Annotated in this window: 18 protein-coding genes; 10 read left to right on the top strand and 8 right to left on the bottom strand. The window is 60.6% G+C overall.

The genetic code is table 11. From position 1 onward, the window contains the following. Window positions 1–7 precede the first annotated feature (7 nt). Window positions 8–616, bottom strand: coding sequence for a LemA family protein (locus tag BK660_RS14290; protein ID WP_123433814.1), 609 nt, complete (start codon window positions 614–616; stop codon window positions 8–10). A gap of 235 nt (window positions 617–851) precedes the next feature. Here BK660_RS14290 and bglX point away from each other — a divergent pair, with 235 nt between their 5' ends. Beyond that, complete coding sequence (bglX, locus tag BK660_RS14285; protein WP_123433813.1) at window positions 852–3,143, top strand: beta-glucosidase BglX; 2,292 nt, start codon at window positions 852–854, stop codon at window positions 3,141–3,143. 141 nt (window positions 3,144–3,284) lie between these two features. Here bglX and BK660_RS14280 read toward each other — a convergent pair whose 3' ends face one another. The 5 genes from BK660_RS14280 to BK660_RS14260 form a co-directional block, all read right to left on the bottom strand. Then, on the bottom strand, window positions 3,285–4,442 hold the full coding sequence (locus BK660_RS14280) for a phospholipase D-like domain-containing protein (RefSeq protein WP_123433812.1): 1,158 nt from the start codon (window positions 4,440–4,442) through the stop codon (window positions 3,285–3,287). A 2-nt stretch (window positions 4,443–4,444) separates the two neighbouring features. Continuing rightward, a complete protein-coding gene (locus BK660_RS14275) occupies window positions 4,445–5,035 on the bottom strand; it encodes a YceI family protein (RefSeq protein WP_123433811.1) in 591 nt (196 codons plus the stop codon). A gap of 250 nt (window positions 5,036–5,285) precedes the next feature. Beyond that, complete coding sequence (locus BK660_RS14270) at window positions 5,286–5,606, bottom strand: amidase (RefSeq protein WP_123433810.1); 321 nt, start codon at window positions 5,604–5,606, stop codon at window positions 5,286–5,288. Next, window positions 5,603–6,697 (bottom strand): serine hydrolase domain-containing protein, encoded by a 1,095-nt coding sequence (locus BK660_RS14265; protein ID WP_123433809.1) that lies wholly within the window; start codon window positions 6,695–6,697, stop codon window positions 5,603–5,605. The genes BK660_RS14270 and BK660_RS14265 overlap by 4 nt, the downstream gene beginning before the upstream one ends. 157 nt (window positions 6,698–6,854) lie before the next feature. After that, entirely contained in the window at window positions 6,855–7,733 is an 879-nt protein-coding gene (locus tag BK660_RS14260) for an acyl-CoA dehydrogenase middle domain-containing protein (protein ID WP_123433808.1), read from the bottom strand. A 154-nt stretch (window positions 7,734–7,887) separates the two neighbouring features. Between BK660_RS14260 and olsB the strand changes: the two genes are divergently transcribed. Together olsB and BK660_RS14250 are read left to right on the top strand one after the other, a co-directional pair. After that, window positions 7,888–8,643: an L-ornithine N(alpha)-acyltransferase gene (gene olsB / locus BK660_RS14255; protein ID WP_123433807.1), complete on the top strand. Its 756-nt coding sequence runs from the start codon at window positions 7,888–7,890 to the stop codon at window positions 8,641–8,643. Next, a complete protein-coding gene (locus BK660_RS14250; RefSeq protein ID WP_123433806.1) occupies window positions 8,643–9,434 on the top strand; it encodes a lysophospholipid acyltransferase family protein in 792 nt (263 codons plus the stop codon). Before olsB ends, BK660_RS14250 begins: the two co-directional genes overlap by 1 nt. Window positions 9,435–9,542: 108 nt before the next feature. Here the strand turns inward: BK660_RS14250 and BK660_RS14245 are convergent, their stop codons facing one another. Then, window positions 9,543–10,121, bottom strand: coding sequence for an acyl carrier protein phosphodiesterase (locus BK660_RS14245; RefSeq protein WP_123433805.1), 579 nt, complete (start codon window positions 10,119–10,121; stop codon window positions 9,543–9,545). A gap of 171 nt (window positions 10,122–10,292) precedes the next feature. Here BK660_RS14245 and BK660_RS14240 point away from each other — a divergent pair, with 171 nt between their 5' ends. The 3 genes from BK660_RS14240 to BK660_RS14230 are packed head-to-tail and all read left to right on the top strand — an operon-like array spanning window position 10,293 to window position 12,874. Further along, a complete protein-coding gene (locus tag BK660_RS14240; protein ID WP_110966785.1) occupies window positions 10,293–10,595 on the top strand; it encodes an ArsR/SmtB family transcription factor in 303 nt (100 codons plus the stop codon). Between the two features lie 34 nt (window positions 10,596–10,629). Next, the gene (locus BK660_RS14235) at window positions 10,630–11,796 is read left to right on the top strand and encodes an MFS transporter (protein WP_123433804.1); all 1,167 of its coding nucleotides are present in this window, start codon (window positions 10,630–10,632) and stop codon (window positions 11,794–11,796) included. A 28-nt stretch (window positions 11,797–11,824) separates the two neighbouring features. Continuing rightward, entirely contained in the window at window positions 11,825–12,874 is a 1,050-nt protein-coding gene (locus BK660_RS14230) for an alkene reductase (RefSeq protein WP_027925598.1), read from the top strand. A gap of 223 nt (window positions 12,875–13,097) precedes the next feature. On the opposite strand, the gene emhR is transcribed toward BK660_RS14230, so the two are convergent. Next, entirely contained in the window at window positions 13,098–13,730 is a 633-nt protein-coding gene (emhR, locus tag BK660_RS14225; protein ID WP_123433803.1) for an efflux system transcriptional repressor EmhR, read from the bottom strand. Between the two features lie 265 nt (window positions 13,731–13,995). On the opposite strand from emhR, the gene emhA reads away from it, so the two are divergent. From emhA to BK660_RS14205, 4 genes are all read left to right on the top strand, one after another. After that, window positions 13,996–15,153: an efflux RND transporter periplasmic adaptor subunit EmhA gene (gene emhA / locus BK660_RS14220; protein WP_123433802.1), complete on the top strand. Its 1,158-nt coding sequence runs from the start codon at window positions 13,996–13,998 to the stop codon at window positions 15,151–15,153. A gap of 3 nt (window positions 15,154–15,156) precedes the next feature. After that, complete coding sequence (gene emhB, locus BK660_RS14215) at window positions 15,157–18,321, top strand: efflux RND transporter permease subunit EmhB (RefSeq protein WP_123433801.1); 3,165 nt, start codon at window positions 15,157–15,159, stop codon at window positions 18,319–18,321. Next, window positions 18,318–19,778 (top strand): efflux RND transporter outer membrane subunit EmhC, encoded by a 1,461-nt coding sequence (emhC, locus tag BK660_RS14210; RefSeq protein WP_123433800.1) that lies wholly within the window; start codon window positions 18,318–18,320, stop codon window positions 19,776–19,778. Before emhB ends, emhC begins: the two co-directional genes overlap by 4 nt. Window positions 19,779–20,211: 433 nt before the next feature. Next, window positions 20,212–21,471 carry an OprD family porin gene (locus tag BK660_RS14205; protein ID WP_123433799.1) on the top strand — a complete coding sequence of 420 codons (1,260 nt, stop codon included), beginning with the start codon at window positions 20,212–20,214 and terminating at the stop codon, window positions 21,469–21,471. Window positions 21,472–21,660 lie beyond the last annotated feature (189 nt).

The raw sequence follows: 21,660 nt of genomic DNA, 5'->3' as shown, positions 1-21,660 counted from the left end.
TAGCCGGTCAGAACTTTACCTGCGGCGCCTTATCGGCATCCGGCGTAGTCGCCTCGAAGGTTTCGCGGATCGGCAAATCGCTGTACATCACGCTGTGCCACAGGCGACCGGGAAAGGTGCGAATTTCCGTGTTGTACTTCTGCACCGCGAGGATGAAGTCGCGACGGGCCACGGCGATGCGGTTCTCGGTGCCTTCAAGTTGCGACTGCAAGGCGAGAAAGTTCTGGTTGGCCTTGAGGTCCGGATAACGCTCGGACACCACCATCAAACGGCTCAAGGCACCGGTCAGCTGATCCTGGGCTTGCTGGAACTGCTTGAGTTTTTCCGGGTTGTCCAGGGTCTTGGCGTCCACCTGGATCGACGTGGCCTTGGCCCGTGCTTCGATCACCGCGGTCAGGGTTTCTTCTTCGTGCTTGGCATAGCCCTTGACGGTTTCCACCAGGTTGGGGATCAAGTCGGCGCGGCGCTGATACTGATTCTGCACCTGGCCCCACGCGGCTTTGGCCTGCTCGTCGAGGGTCGGAATCGTATTGATGCCGCAGCCCGCGAGCACGGTGGTCAACAGCATCAAGGCTGCCACCTGCAAGCTCGAGCGATAGTGGTGTCTTGCATTCATCTGGTTCACTCCCTGGCACATTCCGTTGAAAAACCAATCACACCCTTCTGACCGGGCACTTGGGGCATAATCTGCCGCCGCCACTGGATTGCATCGAGCCAATGGGCTAAAAGATGCCCCTGCACAAAAAACACGCAGAAGTGTGCTGCATTTACCTGAACAACAATAGTCGTTCCCTAACTTTTGGCTGACCGGCGCGTATTCACTGCCGTTTAGGCTTTTGAGAAAACTATTCATGAAGAAGCTGTGTTTGCTGGGCCTGTTCGTCAGCCTGGCCAGTCATAACGTATTGGCCGCCACGACCCCCGCACCTCTGGAGAACAAGGACGCCTTCATCAGCAACCTGATGAAGCAGATGACCCTCGATGAAAAGATCGGCCAATTGCGCCTGATCAGCATCGGCCCGGAAATGCCACGCGAACTGATCCGCAAGGAAATCGCGGCCGGCAACATCGGCGGCACGTTCAACTCGATCACCCGCCCGGAAAACCGTCCCATGCAGGACGCGGCCATGCGCAGCCGGTTGAAGATCCCGATGTTCTTCGCGTACGACGTGATCCACGGCCACCGCACCATTTTCCCGATCCCGATTGCCCTGGCTTCGAGCTGGGACATGGACGCCATCGGCCGGTCCGGGCGCGTCGCCGCCAAGGAAGCCGCGGCGGACAGCCTCGACATCACCTTCGCGCCGATGGTCGACATCTCCCGCGACCCGCGCTGGGGCCGGACTTCCGAAGGCTTCGGTGAAGACACCTACCTCGTGTCGCGCATTGCCGGCGTGATGGTCCGAGCCTTCCAGGGCACTGGCGCCAACGCGGCCGACAGCATCATGGCCAGCGTCAAGCACTTCGCCTTGTACGGCGCGGTCGAGGGCGGTCGCGACTACAACGTCGTCGACATGAGCCCGGTCAAGATGTACCAGGACTACCTGCCACCGTACCGCGCGGCGATTGACGCCGGTGCCGGTGGCGTAATGGTTGCCCTGAACTCGATCAACGGCGTACCGGCCACCGCCAACACCTGGCTGATGAACGACCTGCTGCGCAAGGAATGGGGCTTCAAAGGCCTGGCGGTCAGCGACCACGGGGCGATTTTCGAGCTGATCAAACACGGCGTCGCCGCTGACGGTCGCGAAGCCGCGAAGCTGGCGATCAAGGCCGGCATCGACATGAGCATGAACGACACCCTGTACGGCAAAGAACTGCCGGGGCTGTTGAAAGCGGGCGAGATCGAGCAAAGCGACATCGACAACGCCGTGCGTGAAGTGCTCGGCGCCAAGTACGACATGGGCCTGTTCAAGGACCCGTACCTGCGCATCGGCAAGGCTGAAGATGATCCGGCCGACACCTACGCCGACAGCCGCTTGCACCGCCCCGAAGCCCGTGACGTCGCGCGTCGCAGCCTGGTGTTGCTGAAGAACCAGAACGAAACCCTGCCGCTGAAGAAAACCGCGAAAATCGCGTTGGTCGGCCCGCTGGCCAAGGCGCCAATCGACATGATGGGTAGCTGGGCAGCGGCCGGTAAGCCGGCGCAATCGGTGACCCTGTTCGACGGCATGAACGCCGCCGTCGCCGACAAGGCCACGCTGATCTATGCCCGTGGCGCCAACATCACCAGCGACAAGAAGGTTCTGGATTACCTGAACTTCCTCAACTTCGATGCACCGGAAGTCGTGGATGACCCGCGCTCGGCGCAAGTGTTGATCGACGAAGCGGTGAAAGCCGCCAAAGATGCCGACGTGGTGGTGGCAGCGGTGGGCGAGTCCCGTGGCATGTCCCACGAATCGTCGAGCCGCACCGCCATCAACATCCCGGCCAATCAGCGCGATCTGATCAAGGCCCTGAAAGCCACCGGCAAACCGCTGGTGCTGGTATTGATGAACGGCCGTCCGCTGTCGATTCTCGAAGAGAAAGACCAGGCTGACGCGATTCTGGAAACCTGGTTCAGCGGCACCGAAGGCGGTAACGCCATCGCTGACGTGCTGTTCGGCGACTACAACCCGTCGGGCAAACTGCCGATCACCTTCCCGCGCTCGGTGGGTCAGATTCCGACCTACTACAACCACCTGAGCATTGGCCGGCCGTTCACGCCGGGCAAACCGGGCAACTACACCTCGCAGTATTTCGATGACACTACCGGTCCGCTGTTCCCGTTTGGTTTCGGTCTGAGCTACACCGATTTCAGCCTGAGCGACATGGCCCTGTCGTCGACCACGCTGAACAAGACCGGCAAGCTCGACGCCAGCGTCACACTGAAAAACACCGGCAAACGTGACGGCGAAACCGTGGTGCAGTTGTACATCCAGGACGTGACCGGCTCGATGATCCGGCCGCTCAAGGAGCTGAAGAACTTCCAGAAAGTCATGCTCAAGGCCGGCGAACAGAAAGTCGTGCACTTCACCATCACCGAGGACGACCTGAAGTTCTACAACACCCAGCTCAAGTTCGCTGCCGAGCCGGGCAAGTTCAACGTACAGATCGGCCTGGACTCCCAGGACGTGACGCAGCAGAGCTTTGAATTGCTGTAATTATTCAAACACCGCAAAAACCTGTGGGAGCGGGCTTGCTCGCGAAGGCGGACTTTCAGTCGACATCATCGTTGACTGACATTCCCCCTTCGCGAGCAAGCCCGCTCCCACATTCGGTTTAGGGTGTGCTTAAGATTAGGTTCAGCCCCTACGATCCAGCAGGTTCACCACCAGTCGATCCACCCAGCCCCAGATCCGTTGCTTGACCCGCTTCCACAAGGGTCGGCGTTGCCATTCTTCGAGGCTGACTTCCTGGCTCTGCGCAAAGTCCCGTTCGAAACTCCCCGCCACGGCCAGCGTCAGCCCCGGGTCCAGCGCTTCGAGGTTGGCTTCCAGGTTGAAGCGCAAGTTCCAGTGATCGAAATTGCACGAGCCGATGCTCACCCAATCATCGATCAGGACCATTTTCAGGTGCAGGAAACACGGCTGGTACTCGAAGATTTTCACCCCGGCCTTGAGCAGTCGCGGGTAGTAGCGATGCCCGGCGTAGCGCACCGACGGGTGATCGGTGCGCGGCCCGGTCAACAACAGACGCACGTCGACACCCCGGGCGGCGGCCCGGCGCAGTGAGCGGCGGACTTTCCAGGTCGGCAGGAAGTACGGGGTCGCCAGCCAGATGCGTTGCTGGCCGCTGTTCAACGCGCGCACCAGCGATTGCAGAATATCGCGGTGCTGGCGGGCGTCGGCATAGGCCACCCGGCCCATGCCTTCACCCATCGACGGCACTCGCGGCAGGCGCGGCAAGCCGAAATGCGAAGCCGGTTTCCAGGCGCGTCGATGGCGGTTGGCGATCCATTGGCGGTCGAACAGCAACTGCCAGTCGATGACCAAAGGCCCGGTGATTTCCACCATCACCTCGTGCCATTCGCTGGTGTCTTCACCCGGCGTCCAGAACTCATCGGTGACGCCCGTGCCACCGACCACCGCCAGGCTTTGATCGACCAGCAACAGCTTGCGATGATCGCGGTAGAAGTTGCCGACCCAACGACGCCAGTTCAGGCGATTGTAGAAACGCAGTTCGACCCCGGCCGCCGTCAGCCGCTGACGCAAGGTCAGGGTGAATGCGAGGCTGCCATAGTCATCGAACAGGCAGCGCACGCGCACACCGCGCTCGGCTGCCGACACCAGGGCTTGCACCATGGCCTCGGCGCAGGCGCCCGCCTCCACCAGATACAGTTCCAGCTCGACCTGTTCTTCGGCGCGGGCAATCGCGACGAGCATGCGCGGGAAAAACTGCGGACCGTCGATCAGCAGCTCAAAGTGGTTGCCTTCACGCCAGGGAAAAATTGCACCGGCCATGGTCAGCGCGCCGTGAAAATCAGTACCGCACCCACCGGTACCGACAGACTGATGGCCGACAAATCGGCGACCTTGCGCAACGTTTCCAGCCCGGGGGCCAGATCAAAATCTTCGGCATTGATCACCAACGGCTCCAGCGTTACCACTTGAAAGCGTCGGTCATCGAGACGCGTCGCCAGCAATTCGGCGTTGTATTGATGTTGCTTGCCATGCAGGTTGACGGTCAGCGGCAAGCGCAACTCCAACTGCGCACCGGGCGCGAGGTCGTTGATCGGACGCAGATCAATCTGCGCGGTGATCAACGCTTCGGGGAAAGTCTGGATCTCGAACAGCTCCTTGCGCATGCGTTCATCGCGCAGCGGGATGCCACTGTTCACCGACTCCAGCTCGACTTCCACCTCGGCCAGGCCCTTGGCGTCGACCTTGCCGTGCAGCACCAGAAAGCGCTGCACTTCGGAGAGGTTGGCGTTTTTGGTGCTGATGAACGACAGGCGCGAGGACTCGCCGTCCAGATACCAATCGGCGTGGGCCGACAGCGTGGCACCGGCCAACAGGAGGAATGCGAGGGTTTTAGAGAGGGAGCGGTTGAACATAGAGACTCATGTGCGGATAAACCTGCACGAACCTTAACCGCCCGTGAGCAAGATGCAAACTGTCCGTCACTGCCACTCGACCATTGTGGTGAGGGGGCTTGCCCCCGTCCGGCTGCGCAGCAGTCGTAAAATCTGCGAACTCGGTACGCCAGATAGAACTCATTGTCTGATATTAGGAGCGCTTCGCACTCCAACGGGGGCAAGCCCCCTCGCCACAAAAGCCCGCTCGCCACGGAAACCTCTGGCGCAATCAGGGTTGCAGGCGGCAGCCCTGGCGTTCGCCGATCCACGTGGCGCTATTGCTGCGGCCCATGCCGCTGACCGTCACGCGTTTGCTCGCGGCGTCATCGACAAAGCTGCTGGTGGGCAGCCACTGTTTTACATAGCGGTGGCAATAGCCGGCCTCGTTGTTCATCACATACCGGCACGAGCAGTATTCCTTGGCGGTGTAGGCGCTGATGATGTCGGGGAACGCCCACAGCGCCACTCGCTCCTGCCAGATCCAGCCGAGCAACGCGACCAGCAATATCAGGAACAACGCGCTGAACGGTCTGTGTCGAAGAAACCTCATGGCTGCACCTTCTGAGCAAACGCCTTGAGCGCGAGCTTGAGCAATTCGTTGTGCTGGTAGCTCTCGTCACGATCATCGCCATAGCGCACGATCACCAGGCTTTCGCTGGGAATAACGTACATCGCCTGACCCCAATGCCCCAGCGCCGCAAAGGTATCAGCCGGCGCATCGGGCCAGGGTTTTACCGCCCCGTCTACCGCGCGATTGAGCCACCATTGACCGCCAGGCACGGCGTCATCCTGATGGGCGTGATAGCGGGCGAACGGTTCGCGATTGAAGGCGACCCAGTCTTTGGGCAGCAATTGACGACCTTGCCAGCGCCCGTCGCGCGCCATCAACCAGCCGATTCGTGCCAGGTCGCGAGCTGTCAGATAGGCGTAAGAGGAAGCGACAAAAGTGCCCGTGGCATCGGTTTCCCAAACGGCATGGTGGATGCCCAAGGGATCGAACAGTGCGGTCCAGGGATAGTCTGGATAACGTGCCGTGCCGACGATATTTTTCAGCGCGGCGGACAGCAAACCGCTGTCACCACTTGAGTAACGAAAGGCCTGGCCGGGCTTTGCGTATTCGCCACGGTCGGCAGTGAACGCGGCCATGTCCTGATGGCCACGGGTATAGAGCATCGCCACCACTGAGGACTTCAACGGGGCGTATTCATAGTCTTCCTGCCAGTCCAGCCCCGAAGCCCAATGCAGCAGGTCGGCCATGGTCACGCTGGGGTGTTTTTTCATCGGCGGATAAAACGTCTGCACCGGGTCCTGGAGTTTGAACAGGCCTTCGCCATACGCCACTCCCAGCACCGTGGCCATGAGGCTTTTGCTGATCGACCACGTCAGGTGCGGCGTGTCGGCGGTGGTCGGACCGGCGTAGCGTTCGTAGATCAATTGACCGTCGCGAATCACCAGCAAGGCGTCGGTGCGCACGCCTTTTCGGGTGCTGTCGTCGCGGGTTGGGAAGGCGTAGGTTTCCAGGGCTTGAAGCGCTGGCCCGGTGATGACCGGGCCGGTTGACCATTGCTCGGCCGGCCAGTTTTCGGCGTGGGCCGGGAGGCTGAGCAGCAGCATGACGATCAGGGACAAGCCTTTGAACATGGAGTGGGCTCGGAGGGGTCAACTGGCAGAGCGTAGTTGAGGTTGATGACAGTTTTGGGATTTGTGTTGCCCATACTGGCCCCATCGCGAGCAGGCTCACTCCTACAGTTTGAAATGCATTCCCCTGTAGGAGTGAGCCTGCTCGCGATGGGGCCCTTCAATTCACTGCAAATGCCTTGGCCAACCGCTTACCTCTGGCCCCCGCCGCCAACGCCATCACCGCCTGATCCCGCTGCCACATCGCCGCCCAATGCGGCGGCCCATCGGCCAGCGCCTGATCGATCTCGACCTTGAGCCCCTCGAACTGCGCAAACAACCCACCCAGTAACACATGCCCGGCCGCATTGTTCGGCGCCTGGCGGCTGACTTCCGCGCACCCGGCCAACAACGCCAGTAACCGCAACTGCAACGCTTGCGCCCAGTCACTGTCCTGGCCAATGCCATACAGCCACGCCGTCATCGCGCTCAATACGTAAACATCTTCAAGGGTGCGGAACGGTTTGACGTAGGCATCCCAACCATCCCCCGCCAACAACTCGCACTGGGCATTGTCGAGAAACAACCGGCCATGACTGATGTCCGGCATCAGCGCGATTGCCGGCAGCTTTTCCAGGCGCACGCCCGGTTCATCGGGATAGACCACCGCCAGGCTCAGGCTTACTGCCTCGCCGGGCGCTTCACTGCGGGCAGCGATCAACAGCCATTCGGCGGCATCACCGGCGGTGACGAAATCCTTGCGCCCGCTCAGGCGCAAATCGGTGAGACGGGTTTGCATGTCCGCCGGTCGCAGGCTGCGTTGCTCGGTCGCACACAGCGCGCCGAGGCTCAACGGCGCGCTCGGCCAGAGCATGCGCAACGCTGCCTGATACCCCACCAGAAACGCCAGCCCCGGCGTGGCCATCAAACGCCCGCCAGCCACGGCCAGTTCAAACGGCGTCACCGTGCCCAACTGGTGCAACAAGGTCACGAAACCTTCCGCCAGATCCGGGTTGGCGGGCAGGCGTTCGTGGCGATTCAACAGGTTTTGCCAGGGCATAAGAGGCTCCTCGTGGGCTGTCATATAAGCATCACCAAAGCTTAATGGCGATGACACCGGGGCTACATAGCCTGACCTTGCACAAAACGGCTGCATAAAGAAAGTCGATCCGCTGTAACCCAAGACGGGTGAGCAGCCCGCACGGAGAATCGCCATGACTCAGATCGCCCGCATCCGCGACACCGGCAACGACCGCCGCCTGCAAGCCGAACGCCTGATCGGCAGCCAAGCCTTGCAGGAAGCCCAGGCCTTGCGCTTCAACGTATTCAGCGGCGAGTTCAACGCCAAGCTGAAGGGCGCTGAGCTGGGTCTGGACATGGATGACTATGATGTTCATTGCGCCCACATCGGCGTGCGTGACTTGAACACCGGGCGCCTGGTGGCGACCACCCGTTTGCTCGACCACACGGCGGCCAGCAGCCTGGGCAAGTTCTACAGCGAAGAAGAATTCAGCCTGCACGGCCTGGTGCACCTCAAAGGCCCGATCCTGGAAATCGGTCGCACCTGCGTCGACCCGGCCTACCGCAACGGCGGCACCATCGCCGTACTCTGGGGTGAACTGGCCGAAGTACTGAATGAGGGCGGCTACAGCTATTTGATGGGCTGCGCGAGCATCCCGATGCAGGACGGCGGCATTCAGGCCCACGCGATCATGCAGCGCCTGCGCGAACGCTACCTGTGCACCGAACACCTGCGCGCCGAACCGAGAAATCCGCTGCCGACCCTGGATATCCCCTCCAACGTGATCGCCGAAATGCCGCCGCTGCTCAAGGCCTACATGCGCCTCGGCGCGAAGATTTGCGGCGAGCCGTGCTGGGACGAAGATTTCCAGGTGGCCGACGTGTTCATCCTGCTCAAGCGCGACGAGCTCTGCCCGCGTTACGCCAAGCACTTCAAGGCGGCCATGTGATGAGTCGGTTGCGGGTGTACGCGCGGATTGCGCGAGTATTGGTGGTGGTCGCTCTGGGATTGACCATGGCCAGTGTGTTTGGGCTGTTCGAGCGCATGGGCATCGCCCACTCGATGGTCCGCCGCCAGCGCTGGTCACGGTTTTTCATGGCGCGGTTGAGCAATGCCCTGCCCTTCCAGGTCACCGTTCAGGGTGAACTGCCCAAGCAACCGATGCTCTGGGTCAGCAATCACGTGTCCTGGACCGACATCCCGCTGCTGGGCATGCTGACGCCAATGTCGTTCCTGTCCAAGGCCGAAGTGCGCACCTGGCCGGTGGCGGGTTGGTTGGCGGCCAAGGCCGGCAGTCTGTTTATCCGTCGCGGGTCGGGTGACAGTCAGCTGATCCGCAAACAAATGACCCGCCACCTCGAACAGGAGCATCCGCTGCTGATGTTCCCGGAAGGCACCACCACCGATGGCCGTTCGTTGCGTACCTTCCATGGTCGCTTGCTGTCGGCGGCGATTGATTCAGAGGTGCAACTGCAACCGGTGGCGATTCGTTACCTGCGTGACGGTCAGCTCGATACCCTGGCACCGTTCATTGGCGATGATGATCTGCTGTCGCACTTGATGCGCTTGTTTGCCAATGACCGGGGGGATGTGGAGATTCATCTGCTCAAGCCGATTGCTTGCGAAGGTCGCGAACGTGCGGCGCTGGCGTTCGAAGCGCAGCAAGCGGTGCAGAAAGCGTTGTTTGGGGCGATTCCGGAAAAGCAGGAAGCGCCAATGCGTCCCGCAATCGCCGCATAAACACATGTCTAATGTGGGAGCGGGCTTGCTCGCGAAAGCGGTACATCAGTCGACATCAATGTTGAATGACACGCCGCTTTCGCGAGCAAGCCCGCTCCCACATTGGTTTTAGGGTGTTGGGTAGTTTTGGGCGAAGGTCTGGAGCTGCGGATAGAACAACCTGAAATCCTCGCTCAACGGTTCGTACAACACCCGCAATTCCTGCATCGCCCCCGCCAGTTCCTCCGGCCGGGTCAACCGTCGCGAAATCCCCCGCAGCACCTGCTCCAGCACCTCGAACTCCTGATACGACCCCAACCAGTCATTCGCCACCATGTGCGGCGCGATTCTCGCCAACCGCTCCGGCAACTGCGGCTCGGCCGACAGCACCCGGTACACATCCGTCGTGAACAGTTCCAGTGGCCGGTCGGCGTACAGGGTCCAGTCCCGTGCCAGGCAGTGGTCGAAAAACACGTCGAGCACGATCCCGGCGTAACGCCGGCGTGTCGTGGAAAACCGCGACAACGCAATATCCACCAACGGATGGCGGTCGGTAAATACGTCGATGCTGCGATGCAACTGGATGGCCGCCTCGATCTCCGGCGCGAATTGCCCTTGCAGCCGTCCTTTGACGAAATCGCCATAGAGACTGCCGAGCCATTGGCCGGGACGCTGGCCACCAAGGTGAAGATGTGCGAGATAGTTCATGGGCGCAGCTTAGCATTGCGCCTTTGGATCTTTACACCCCACGTATCGTTATAACCCGATATACCGAATTGTTAGCGGCTCAGAGCCAAATCATATTTGTATATCGCGAAATACCGATCTAAAGTTCGCTTCATCGCGATATAGCGTTTTAACCATCACGAGCTCACCCCAATGACCATTAATCTCGACGAAATAATAAAAGCCCTGGCACACCCAGTACGGCGAGAAATCCTGCACTGGCTCAAAGACCCCGACGTCGAATTCCCGGACCAGTCCCACAGCAACGAGCACGGCGTTTGTGCCGGGCAGATCGATCAACGTTGCGGTTTGTCGCAGTCCACGGTGTCCGCGCACCTGGCGACCCTGCAACGCGCCGGCCTGATCAGCAGCCGCAAAGTCGGCCAGTGGCATTTTTTCAAACGTAATGAGGAAACCATCCAGGAATTCCTCAAGACCTTCAGTAAAGAGCTCTGACCCTTAACGTCAGTCAGCCGACAAGGAATCAACAATGCCCCTCTCGCTTCTCATACTGGCCTTGAGTGCCTTCGCCATCGGCACCACCGAGTTCGTCATCATGGGCCTGCTGCCCGATGTGGCCGCGGACCTCGGTGTGTCGATCCCCGGCGCTGGCTGGTTGGTCACCGGTTACGCCCTGGGCGTGGCCATCGGCGCTCCGTTCATGGCGCTGGCCACCGCCCGACTGCCGCGCAAGGCCGCACTGGTGGCGTTGATGGGGATCTTCATCATCGGCAACTTGCTCTGCGCCCTCGCCAGTGACTACAACGTGTTGATGTTTGCCCGCGTCGTCACGGCCCTCTGCCACGGTGCCTTCTTCGGTATCGGTTCGGTGGTGGCGGCAGGCCTGGTGCCGGCCAACAAACGCGCTTCGGCCGTGGCCTTGATGTTCACCGGCCTGACCCTGGCCAACGTGCTCGGCGTACCACTGGGCACCGCGCTCGGCCAACAGGCTGGCTGGCGCTCGACCTTCTGGGCCGTGACCGTGATTGGTGTGATCGCCCTGATTGGCCTGATCCGCTTCCTGCCGGCCAAGCGCGATGAAGAAAAACTCGACATGCGCGCCGAACTGGCCGCACTCAAGGGCGCCGGGATCTGGTTGTCCCTGAGCATGACTGCGCTGTTCGCCGCTTCGGTCTTCACCCTGTTCACTTACGTCGCGCCGCTGCTGGGCGAAGTCACCGGTGTCTCGCCACGTGGCGTGACCTGGACCCTGATGCTCATCGGCCTGGGCCTGACCGTCGGCAACATCATCGGCGGCAAACTGGCGGACAAAGGCATGGCCGCGACGTTGATCGGCGTGTTCATCAGCATGGCCGTGATCTCCACCGTACTGACGTGGACCAGCGTCGCGCTGATCCCGACCGAAATCACCCTGTTCCTCTGGGCCACAGCGTGTTTTGCCGCCGTGCCGGCCCTGCAAGTCAACGTGGTGACCTTTGGCAAAGCGGCACCGAACCTGGTGTCGACCCTGAACATCGGCGCTTTCAACATCGGCAACGCACTCGGTGCCTGGGTCGGCGGCAGCGTCATCGCCCACGGCTTCGGCCTGACCAGCGTGCCTCTCGCGGCTGCCGCACTGGCGGTACTCGCCCTGCTGGTGACCCTGATTACTTTCCGCCAGAGCGGCAATCCCGAACTGGCTCCAGCGACTCACTAATCCACTTAAACCTCACGAGGGTGCTTTCATGACGACTATTTTCGATCCGATCAAACTGGGCGACATCGAGTTGGCCAACCGCATCATCATGGCGCCGCTGACCCGTTGCCGCGCCGACGAAGGCCGCGTTCCGAACGCACTGATGGCCGAGTACTACGTCCAGCGCGCGTCCGCCGGCCTGATCCTCAGCGAGGCCACTTCGGTCACGCCAATGGGTGTCGGCTACCCGGACACCCCGGGCATCTGGTCCAACGACCAGGTCCGTGGCTGGGCAAACGTGACCAAAGCGATCCATGGCGCGGGCGGCAAGATCTTCCTGCAACTGTGGCACGTCGGCCGGGTGTCCCACACCTCGTACCTGAACGGCGAAGCGCCGGTCGCACCGAGCGCCATCCAGCCTAAAGGTCACGTCAGCCTGGTTCGCCCGTTGGCCGACTATCCAACGCCGCGTGCCCTGGAAACCGCTGAAATCGCCGACATCATCGACGCTTACCGCACCGGTGCCGAGAACGCCAAGGCTGCCGGTTTTGACGGCGTGGAAATCCACGGCGCCAACGGTTACCTGCTCGACCAGTTCCTGCAAAGCAGCACCAACCAGCGCACCGACAACTACGGTGGTTCCCTGGAAAACCGTGCACGCCTGCTGCTGGAAGTGACCGACGCAGCCATCGAAGTCTGGGGCGCCGGTCGCGTCGGTGTGCACCTGGCACCGCGCGCTGACTCCCATGACATGGGCGACGACAACCTGGCCGAAACCTTCACCTACGTCGCTCGCGAACTGGGCAAGCGTGGCATCGCGTTCATCTGCTCCCGCGAGAAAGAAGCCGGCGACAGCCTTGGCCCACAACTGAAAGAAGCCTTCGGCGGCCCGTACATCGCCAACGAACGCTTCACCAAGGACAGCGCCAACGCTTGGCTGGCCAGCGGCAAGGCCGATGCGGTCGCCTTCGGCGTACCGTTCATTGCCAACCCGGACTTGCCGGCACGTTTGAAGGCCGATGCGCCGCTGAACGAAGCACGTCCAGAACTGTTCTACGCCAAAGGCCCGGTCGGCTACATCGACTACCCGGCGCTGTAAGCATCAGTCTCTGAAATGCAAAAAGCCCCGACTCGTGAGAGCCGGGGCTTTTTGGTTTTTAAGGTGGCGTGATCACCCATGTTCACACCCTGGACACAAAATTCCTACAAAATACGTAGCTCGCTACCTGTCATCCTGGCGAGCGTCCGTATATAAAAGCACCCCATGGAATCGGCACCCGCCCCAAAAGTTGACACGGGCGAAGCCAATTACGCATTTTGTTTCATTTGCGCAGGCTTGGGCTCAAGCGCAGCATGTCCAGCCCGGTCTCGACCCAACGCTCGGCTTCGGCGTGCAATTGAAAGCTGTCGGGGGCCAGCAGCCACTGGTACAGAATGCCATCGATGTACGCGTGCAGGCTGATGGCCGCGCGCGCCGTGTCGAGGTCTTCGGGCATTTGCCCCCGATTCACGGCATTACGCAGGGCCAGGCCGATTCGCACATTGCAATCGAGGCTGGCCGTCAGGCGCTGTTGGCGCAGATCGCACATTTCATCGGTGAATTCGCACTTATGAAACAAAATCTCATTAATGCGTCGGGTTTTCGGGTCCAGTGCAACTTGATGAAACAAATGAATCAGAAGCTTTCGCATGCAGCCGAGCGGATCAAGTTCCTCTTCGCTTTCGCTGGCCCGGGCCATCTCATCCAGTGGCTCATGCAAGGTATCCAGCATGGCCTGCACCAGATCGGCCTTGTTGCTGAAATGCCAGTAGATGGCACCGCGAGTCACGCCGGCCAGGGTCGCGATGTCCGCCAGTGTCGTGCGCGCCACGCCCCTTTCATAAAAGGCTTTCTCTGCCGCTTCGAGAATCTGGGCGCGGGTTTCTTGAGCTTCCTCTTTGGTGCGACGGACCATGGCAGTAAAACCTCAATCAGGATGCTTCAGTGATGTCTGAACATCAGCTGAATAAAAGTGGAGCGTTCGCTCTTGGGCGCCGTCCCCGTCTTAGAATTCAAACCTTCGAACGGCTTTTGTAGCGAAGTGGGTACGCAGCCAAGGTGTTTACAAACAACCATGAACGTAAGTATATTCCTTAGCAAGCTACTTATCCACTCAGCACCCTATTTTTACCCTTCCACCTTTCTAGTGCGCACCTTGCGCGCCTGACCCGAGGATTTTCATGCAATTCAAGCCAGCTGTTACCGCTCTGGTCACTGCCGTCGCCTTGGCATCGCTGCTCAGCGGATGCAAAAAGGAAGAAGCGGCACCAGCCGCACCGCCTCCTCAGGTCGGCGTCGTTACCCTGCAACCGCAAACGTTTACGCTGACCTCCGACCTGCCGGGCCGTACCAGCGCGTACCGCATCGCCGAAGTGCGTCCTCAGGTGAACGGCATCATTCTCAAGCGCATGTTCAAGGAAGGCGGCGACGTCAAGCTTGGCCAACAGCTCTATCAGATCGATTCGTCGGTGTATGACGCCACCCTGAAAAGTGCCGAAGCCAACCTGCAACAGACCAAGTCGATCTCCGACCGCTACAAGCAATTGGTCAACGAACAAGCCGTCAGCCGTCAGGAATACGACACGGCTGTGGCCAACCGGATGCAATCGGAAGCCGCCCTGCAAACCGCCCAGATCAACGTGCGCTACACCAAGGTCTACGCGCCGCTGACCGGTCGAATCGGTCGCTCCAACGTGACTGAAGGCGCGCTGGTCACCAGTGGCCAGGCCGATCCAATGGCGGTGATCCAGCAAATCGACCCGATCTACGTCGACGTGACGCAGTCCTCGGTGGAATTGCTGCAACTGCGCCGCGAACTGGAAAGCGGTCGCCTGCAAAAGGCTGGCGACAACGCGGCGACGGTCAAACTGACCCTCGAAGACGGCAGCCAGTACAAGCTGGACGGCAAGCTCGAATTCTCCGAAGTCTCGGTTGACCAGACCACCGGTTCCGTGACCCTGCGCGCCGTGTTCCCGAACCCGGAACACACCCTGCTGCCAGGCATGTTCGTGCACGCCCAGTTGCAGTCCGGGGTGAACGCAGCAGCGATTCTGGCGCCACAACAAGGCGTGACCCGTGACCTGAAAGGCACGCCGACTGCACTGGTCGTCGGTCCTGACAACAAGGTCGAGCTGCGTCAGCTCAAGGCCAGCCGCACTGTAGGCAGCCAATGGCTGATCGAGGACGGCCTGAAGGCAGGCGATCGCCTGATCACCGAAGGGCTGCAATTCGTCAAACCTGGCATCGAAGTCAAGGCCAGTGAAGCGACTAACGTTGGCGTAAAGAACCCGGCCCCCGCACAGGCAGCTGATAAGGCTTCCAGCGGCAAAGGGGAGTAAACCATGTCGAAATTTTTTATCGACCGTCCGATTTTCGCCTGGGTAATTGCCCTGGTGATCATGCTGGTCGGGGCACTATCGATCCTCAAGCTGCCGATCAACCAATACCCGAGCATTGCGCCTCCGGCGATCGCCATCTCTGTGGCCTACCCAGGTGCTTCGGCACAAACGGTACAGGACACCGTGGTGCAGGTGATCGAGCAACAGCTCAACGGCATCGACCACTTGCGTTATGTGTCCTCGGAAAGTAACTCCGACGGCACCATGACCATCACCGCGACCTTCGAGCAAGGCACCAACTCCGATACCGCGCAGGTTCAGGTCCAGAACAAGCTGAACCTGGCCACCCCGCTGCTGCCGCAAGAAGTGCAGCAGCAAGGTATCCGCGTGACCAAGGCAGTGAAAAACTTCCTGTTGGTGATCGGCGTGGTCTCGCGTGACGGCAGCATGACCAAGGACGACCTGTCCAACTACATCGTGTCGAACATGCAGGACCCGATCTCGCGAACCGCCGGCGTCGGTGACTTCCAGGTGTTCGGTTCCCAGTACGCCATGCGTATCTGGCTCGACCCGGCCAAGTTGAACAACTTCAACCTGACCCCGGTTGACGTCAAAGCCGCCATCGCCGCGCAAAACGTGCAGGTCTCGTCCGGTCAACTCGGTGGTTTGCCGGCCCTGCCCGGCACGCAACTGAACGCCACGATCATCGGCAAGACCCGTCTGCAGACCGCTGAGCAGTTCAATAAAATCCTGCTCAAGGTCAATAAGGACGGCTCTCAGGTTCGCTTGAAAGATGTCGCCGACGTCGGTTTGGGCGGTGAAAACTACAGCATCAACGCCCAGTTCAACGGCGCTCCGGCGTCCGGCCTGGCCGTGAAGCTGGCCACGGGCGCCAACGCCCTGGATACCGCCACAGCCCTGCGCAAGACCATCGACGACCTCAAGCCGTTCTTCCCGCAAGGGATGGAAGTGGTATTCCCGTACGACACCACCCCGGTGGTGACCGAGTCGATCAAAGGCGTGGTTCACACCTTGGTCGAAGCCGTCGTGCTGGTGTTCCTGGTGATGTTCCTGTTCCTGCAAAACTTCCGCGCCACCATCATCACCACGATGACCGTGCCGGTGGTACTGCTGGGTACATTCGGCATCCTCGCGGCCGCCGGTTTCAGCATCAACACCCTGACCATGTTCGGTATGGTCCTGGCCATCGGCTTGCTGGTGGACGACGCCATCGTCGTGGTGGAAAACGTCGAACGGGTCATGAGTGAAGAAGGCCTGTCACCCAAGGAGGCCACCAAGAAATCCATGGGGCAGATCCAGGGTGCACTGGTCGGTATCGCCATGGTGCTGTCGGCGGTTCTGCTGCCCATGGCATTCTTCAGCGGCTCCACCGGCGTGATCTACAAGCAGTTCTCGATCACCATCGTCTCGGCCATGGCCTTGTCGGTACTGGTTGCACTGATCTTCACCCCGGCGCTCTGCGCCACCATGCTCAAGGCCATTCCGAAGGGTGAGCACGGCACACCCAAGCGTGGTTTCTTCGGCTGGTTCAACCGTAATTTCGACCGTGGCGTAAGAAGCTATGAGCGCGGCGTGGGCAGCATGCTCTCGCGCAAGGCGCCGTACCTGTTGGCCTATCTCCTCATCATTGTCGGCATGATCTGGCTGTTCACCCGTATTCCGACGGCGTTCCTGCCGGAAGAAGACCAGGGCGTACTGTTCGCCCAGGTGCAGACGCCGGCCGGTTCAACGGCCCAGCGGACCCAGGTGGTCGTGGACGAGATGCGTGAATTCCTGCTGCGTCCAGGCAAGGATGGCGGTGAAGGCGATGCGGTGAATTCGGTGTTTACCGTGACCGGCTTCAACTTCGCCGGTCGTGGCCAGAGCTCGGGTATGGCGTTCATCATGCTTCGCCCCTGGGACGAACGTAACGCCGACAACAACGTGTTCAAGGTGGCGGCCCGTGCCCAACAGCACTTCTTCACCTTCCGTGATGCCATGGTGTTTGCCTTTGCGCCACCGGCGGTGCTGGAACTGGGTAACGCCACCGGTTTCGACGTGTTCCTTCAGGACCGCGCCGGTATCGGTCACGAGAAACTGATGCAAGCACGCAACCAGTTCCTCGGCATGGCCGCGCAGAGCAAGATTCTGACGCAAGTGCGCCCGAACGGCCTGAACGACGAACCGCAGTACCAGCTGGAAATCGACGACGAGAAGGCCAGTGCCCTGGGCATTACCATCGCCGACATCAACAACACCCTGTCGATCGCGCTGGGCAGTAGCTACGTCAACGACTTCATCGACCGTGGTCGAGTGAAAAAGGTGTACGTACAAGGTCAGCCCGGCTCGCGTATGAGCCCCGAAGACTTGAAGAAATGGTATGTGCGCAACAGCGCCGGCACCATGGTTCCGTTCTCGGCGTTTGCCAAGGGTGAATGGATTTACGGCTCGCCGAAGCTGGCCCGTTACAACGGCGTGGAAGCGATGGAAATCCTCGGTTCCCCGGCGCCGGGCTACTCCACCGGTGAAGCCATGGCCGAAGTCGAAGCCATTGCCGCGAAACTGCCGGCGGGTGTCGGTATTTCCTGGACTGGCCTGTCGTACGAGGAACGGTTGTCCGGTTCCCAAGCGCCAGCGCTGTACGCCCTGTCGCTGCTGATGGTGTTCCTGTGTCTGGCGGCGCTGTATGAAAGCTGGTCGATCCCGATTGCGGTGATGCTGGTGGTGCCGCTGGGGATCATCGGTGCACTGATGGCGACCAGCCTGCGTGGCCTGTCCAACGACGTGTACTTCCAGGTGGGCCTGTTGACGACCATCGGCCTGGCGGCGAAAAACGCCATTTTGATTGTCGAATTTGCAAAGGAACTGCATGAACAAGGGCGTAGCTTGCGCGATGCGGCGATTGAAGCCTGCCGGATGCGTCTGCGACCGATCATCATGACCTCGCTCGCCTTCGTCCTGGGCGTGGTACCCCTGGCGATTTCCACCGGAGCAGGTTCGGGCAGCCAGCATGCCATCGGCACCGGGGTGATTGGCGGTATGATCACCGCCACCGTTCTGGCGATCTTCTGGGTCCCACTGTTCTTCGTCACTGTGTCGTCCATCGGTCAGCGCAAAAAAGTCGACCAGGATGACGCCACTGAAACTCCTAAAGAGGCTGGCCAATGAGCAAGTCGCTACTCTCCCTAGCCGTTGCCGCGTTTGTGCTCGGTGGTTGCTCGCTGATACCTGATTATCAGCAACCTGCGGCACCGGTGGCAGCCCAATACCCGCAGGGCCCGGCGTATTCGCCCGCCCAGGCGCCTGGCCAGGCGGCAGCAGAGCAAGGCTGGAAGCAGTTTTTCCATGACCCGGCCCTGCAACAGTTGATCCAGGTCGCACTGGAAAACAACCGTGACCTGCGTGTCGCGGCCTTGAACATCGACGCTTTTGCGGCTCAATACCGCATCCAGCGTGCCGACCTGTACCCGGCCGTGTCGGCCAACGGCACCGGCAGCCGCCAACGCGTTCCGGCTGATGCTTCGCAGACCGGTCAGGCGGGCATCAGCAGTTCCTACTCGGCCACGGTCGGCATCAGCGCCTACGAACTCGACCTGTTCGGTCGGGTTCGCAGCCTGAGTGAAGAAGCGCTGCAGCAATACTTCGCCACTGAAGAAGGTCGGCGCAGCACGCAGCTCAGCCTGGTGGCCAGCGTGGCCAACGCTTACCTGGCCTGGCAAGCCGACAAGGAACTGCTGAAAGTGACCCAGGACACCCTCGGTGCGTTCGAGGAGAGCTACAAGCTCACCTCGCGCAGTGCCGAAGTCGGTGTAGCCTCGGCGCTGGACCTCGCCCAGTCGCGCACCTCGGTGGAAACCGCCCGGGTTCAACTGGCGAAATACACCCGCCAGGTCGCTCAGGATGAAAACAGCCTGGTGCTCCTGCTCGGCACCGGTATCCCGGCCAACCTGCAAGCCGCCAAACCGCTGTCTGACGATTTGCTGAGCGAGGTGCCCGCCGGTCTGCCATCGGACTTGCTGCAACGTCGTCCGGACATCCTCCAGGCCGAATACAACCTCAAGGCTGCCAACGCCAACATCGGCGCGGCACGGGCTGCGTTCTTCCCGAGCATCAGCCTGACAGCCAATGCCGGCACCCTGAGCCCGGACTTGTCCGGCCTGTTCAAGGGCGGTTCGGGCACCTGGCTGTTCTCGCCGCAGATCAACCTGCCGATCTTCAACGCCGGCGCCCTGAGCGCCAGCCTGGATTACTCGAAAATCCAGAAAGACATCGGCGTGGCGAACTACGAGAAGTCCATTCAAACGGCCTTCCAGGAAGTCGCCGACGGCCTGGCCGCCCGCGAGACCTACACCCATCAGTTGCAGGCGCAGCGTGACAACGTCACCGCCAACCAGGAGTACTACCGCCTGGCCGAGCGTCGTTACCGCATTGGTGTCGACAGCAACCTGACCTTCCTCGATGCCCAGCGTCAGCTGTTCAACGCGCAACAAGTGTTGATCACTGACCGTCTGGCGCAGTTGGTCAGCGCGGTCAATCTGTACAAGGCACTGGGTGGTGGCTGGAATCAGCAGACCGCCAAGGTCGAGCCGCTGAAAGAAGAAGCGCCGAAGATGAAGATGTTCTGATAGCGCTGTGAAAACAATGAAGCCCACCTTTTGGTGGGCTTTTTGTTGGGGGCGGGAAAAGTGGTGGTGTGTTCACTGGCCCCTTCGCGAGCAGGCTCGCTCCCACATTTAATCGGGGCCATCCAGAAAGAATGCGGTCAAATGTGGGAGCGGGCTTGCTCGCGAAGGGGCCGCCACAGACAACACATATCCTCGCCAATCTTACGTTCGATAATCGCCCAAAACCCGCTTTCGCCAATTGAACCATCCAGTCCATTCCCCGCACCATCCCTCGCACAAGACCAACAACATCAGGTTCACCCTCATGCCCCCGCGCCCTGCCCTGTCCGGCTGATTCCGCTGCGTTTTTTTCAATCGATCAACACTTTTGTCTGCAACCCAGGGTTGCGGCATCACCCCGCTTCATCCCCAACAATTAGAGAGACCCGAGCCCATGACGCCTTCCACCGCGCAGTATTTCTTCCCCGGCCTTCTGGCCATTGCAGTGGCCGGCACAGCCCTGCCCGCCCAGGCCGAGGAAGCGGGTTTTGTCGACGGCGCCAAGGTCAACCTGAACCTGCGCAACTTCTACATCAACCGCAACTTCACCAACCCGACCAAGGCCCAGGGCAAGGCTGAAGAGTGGACACAAAGCTTCATCCTCGACGCCAAATCCGGCTTCACCCAGGGCACTGTCGGTTTCGGTATGGACGTGTTGGGGTTGTATTCGGTGAAGCTCGACGGCGGCAAAGGCACCGGCGGTACGCAGTTGCTGCCGCTGGACCATGACGGACGCCCGGCGGACAACTTCGGCCGCACCAACGTCGCGTTCAAGGCCAAGCTGTCCCAGACCGAAGTCAAGGTCGGTGAATGGATGCCGGTGCTGCCGATCCTGCGTTCGGACGACGGGCGTTCCCTGCCGCAAACCTTCCGAGGCGGCCAGATCACTTCGAAGGAAATCGCCGGCCTGACGCTCTACGGCGGCCAGTTCCGCGCCAACAGCCCGCGCGATGACAGCAGCATGAGCGACATGTCGATGAACGGAAAACCGGCCTTCACCTCCGACCGTTTCAACTTCGAGGGCGCTGAATACGCCTTCAACGACAAACGCACCCAGATCGGCCTGTGGAACGCCGAACTGAAGGACATCTACAGCCAGCAATTCGTCAACCTGATCCACAGCCAGCCACTGGGCGACTGGACCCTGGGCGCCAACCTCGGGTTTTTCTACGGCAAGGATGACGGCAGCGCCCGCGCCGGCGATCTCGACAACAAGACCTGGTCCGGCCTGTTCTCGGCCAAATACGGCGGCAACACCTTCTACGTCGGCCTGCAAAAACTCACGGGCGACAGCGCCTGGATGCGCGTCAACGGCACCAGCGGCGGCACCCTGGCCAACGACAGCTACAACGCCAGTTACGACAACGCGCAGGAAAAATCCTGGCAAGTCCGTCACGACTACAACTTCGTCGCCCTCGGCATTCCGGGGCTGACCTTGATGAACCGCTACATCAGCGGCGACAACGTGCACACCGGCACTATCACGGACGGTAAGGAATGGGGCCGCGAATCGGAACTGGGCTACACCGTGCAAAGCGGCGTGCTAAAGGACTTCAACGTCAAATGGCGCAACTCGACCATCCGCCGCGACTTCAGCAACAACGAATTCGACGAGAACCGGTTGATCGTCAGCTATCCGATCAGCCTGATGTAAACACGGACCAAACATGTGGGAGCGCCGCCGGTCAGGCTGGCTGGCGCTTTGGCGACGGTCAATTACAGTGACAAAACCTGGCAGGACTCAGGTGAATTCCAACCCTCCTCACTTCCGTTATCTGTTGATGTTGGTCCGCAAGACTTGAACCAGGTTGTCATCGGAAGACACGCCTTGATCACCAGAGGA

The organism is Pseudomonas brassicacearum (assembly GCF_003732265.1).
GTDB lineage: Bacteria > Pseudomonadota > Gammaproteobacteria > Pseudomonadales > Pseudomonadaceae > Aquipseudomonas > Aquipseudomonas brassicacearum_D.
Note: the sequence above shows the minus strand (reverse complement) of the source record. Positions and strands in the feature narration are given on the sequence as shown.

Excerpts from the sequence above, each read along its gene's own strand:
- bglX (WP_123433813.1), top strand. The coding sequence starts at position 852 with ATGAAGAAGCTGTGTTTGCTGGGCCTGTTCGTCAGCCTGGCCAGTCAT.
- BK660_RS14290 (WP_123433814.1), bottom strand. The coding sequence starts at position 616 with ATGAATGCAAGACACCACTATCGCTCGAGCTTGCAGGTGGCAGCCTTG.
- BK660_RS14240 (WP_110966785.1), top strand. The coding sequence starts at position 10,293 with ATGACCATTAATCTCGACGAAATAATAAAAGCCCTGGCACACCCAGTA.
- BK660_RS14270 (WP_123433810.1), bottom strand. The coding sequence starts at position 5,606 with ATGAGGTTTCTTCGACACAGACCGTTCAGCGCGTTGTTCCTGATATTG.
- BK660_RS14245 (WP_123433805.1), bottom strand. The coding sequence starts at position 10,121 with ATGAACTATCTCGCACATCTTCACCTTGGTGGCCAGCGTCCCGGCCAA.
- BK660_RS14205 (WP_123433799.1), top strand. The coding sequence starts at position 20,212 with ATGACGCCTTCCACCGCGCAGTATTTCTTCCCCGGCCTTCTGGCCATT.
- olsB (WP_123433807.1), top strand. The coding sequence starts at position 7,888 with ATGACTCAGATCGCCCGCATCCGCGACACCGGCAACGACCGCCGCCTG.
- BK660_RS14250 (WP_123433806.1), top strand. The coding sequence starts at position 8,643 with ATGAGTCGGTTGCGGGTGTACGCGCGGATTGCGCGAGTATTGGTGGTG.
- emhB (WP_123433801.1), top strand. The coding sequence starts at position 15,157 with ATGTCGAAATTTTTTATCGACCGTCCGATTTTCGCCTGGGTAATTGCC.
- BK660_RS14275 (WP_123433811.1), bottom strand. The coding sequence starts at position 5,035 with ATGTTCAACCGCTCCCTCTCTAAAACCCTCGCATTCCTCCTGTTGGCC.
- BK660_RS14265 (WP_123433809.1), bottom strand. The coding sequence starts at position 6,697 with ATGTTCAAAGGCTTGTCCCTGATCGTCATGCTGCTGCTCAGCCTCCCG.
- BK660_RS14235 (WP_123433804.1), top strand. The coding sequence starts at position 10,630 with ATGCCCCTCTCGCTTCTCATACTGGCCTTGAGTGCCTTCGCCATCGGC.
- emhA (WP_123433802.1), top strand. The coding sequence starts at position 13,996 with ATGCAATTCAAGCCAGCTGTTACCGCTCTGGTCACTGCCGTCGCCTTG.
- emhC (WP_123433800.1), top strand. The coding sequence starts at position 18,318 with ATGAGCAAGTCGCTACTCTCCCTAGCCGTTGCCGCGTTTGTGCTCGGT.
- BK660_RS14230 (WP_027925598.1), top strand. The coding sequence starts at position 11,825 with ATGACGACTATTTTCGATCCGATCAAACTGGGCGACATCGAGTTGGCC.
- emhR (WP_123433803.1), bottom strand. The coding sequence starts at position 13,730 with ATGGTCCGTCGCACCAAAGAGGAAGCTCAAGAAACCCGCGCCCAGATT.
- BK660_RS14280 (WP_123433812.1), bottom strand. The coding sequence starts at position 4,442 with ATGGCCGGTGCAATTTTTCCCTGGCGTGAAGGCAACCACTTTGAGCTG.
- BK660_RS14260 (WP_123433808.1), bottom strand. The coding sequence starts at position 7,733 with ATGCCCTGGCAAAACCTGTTGAATCGCCACGAACGCCTGCCCGCCAAC.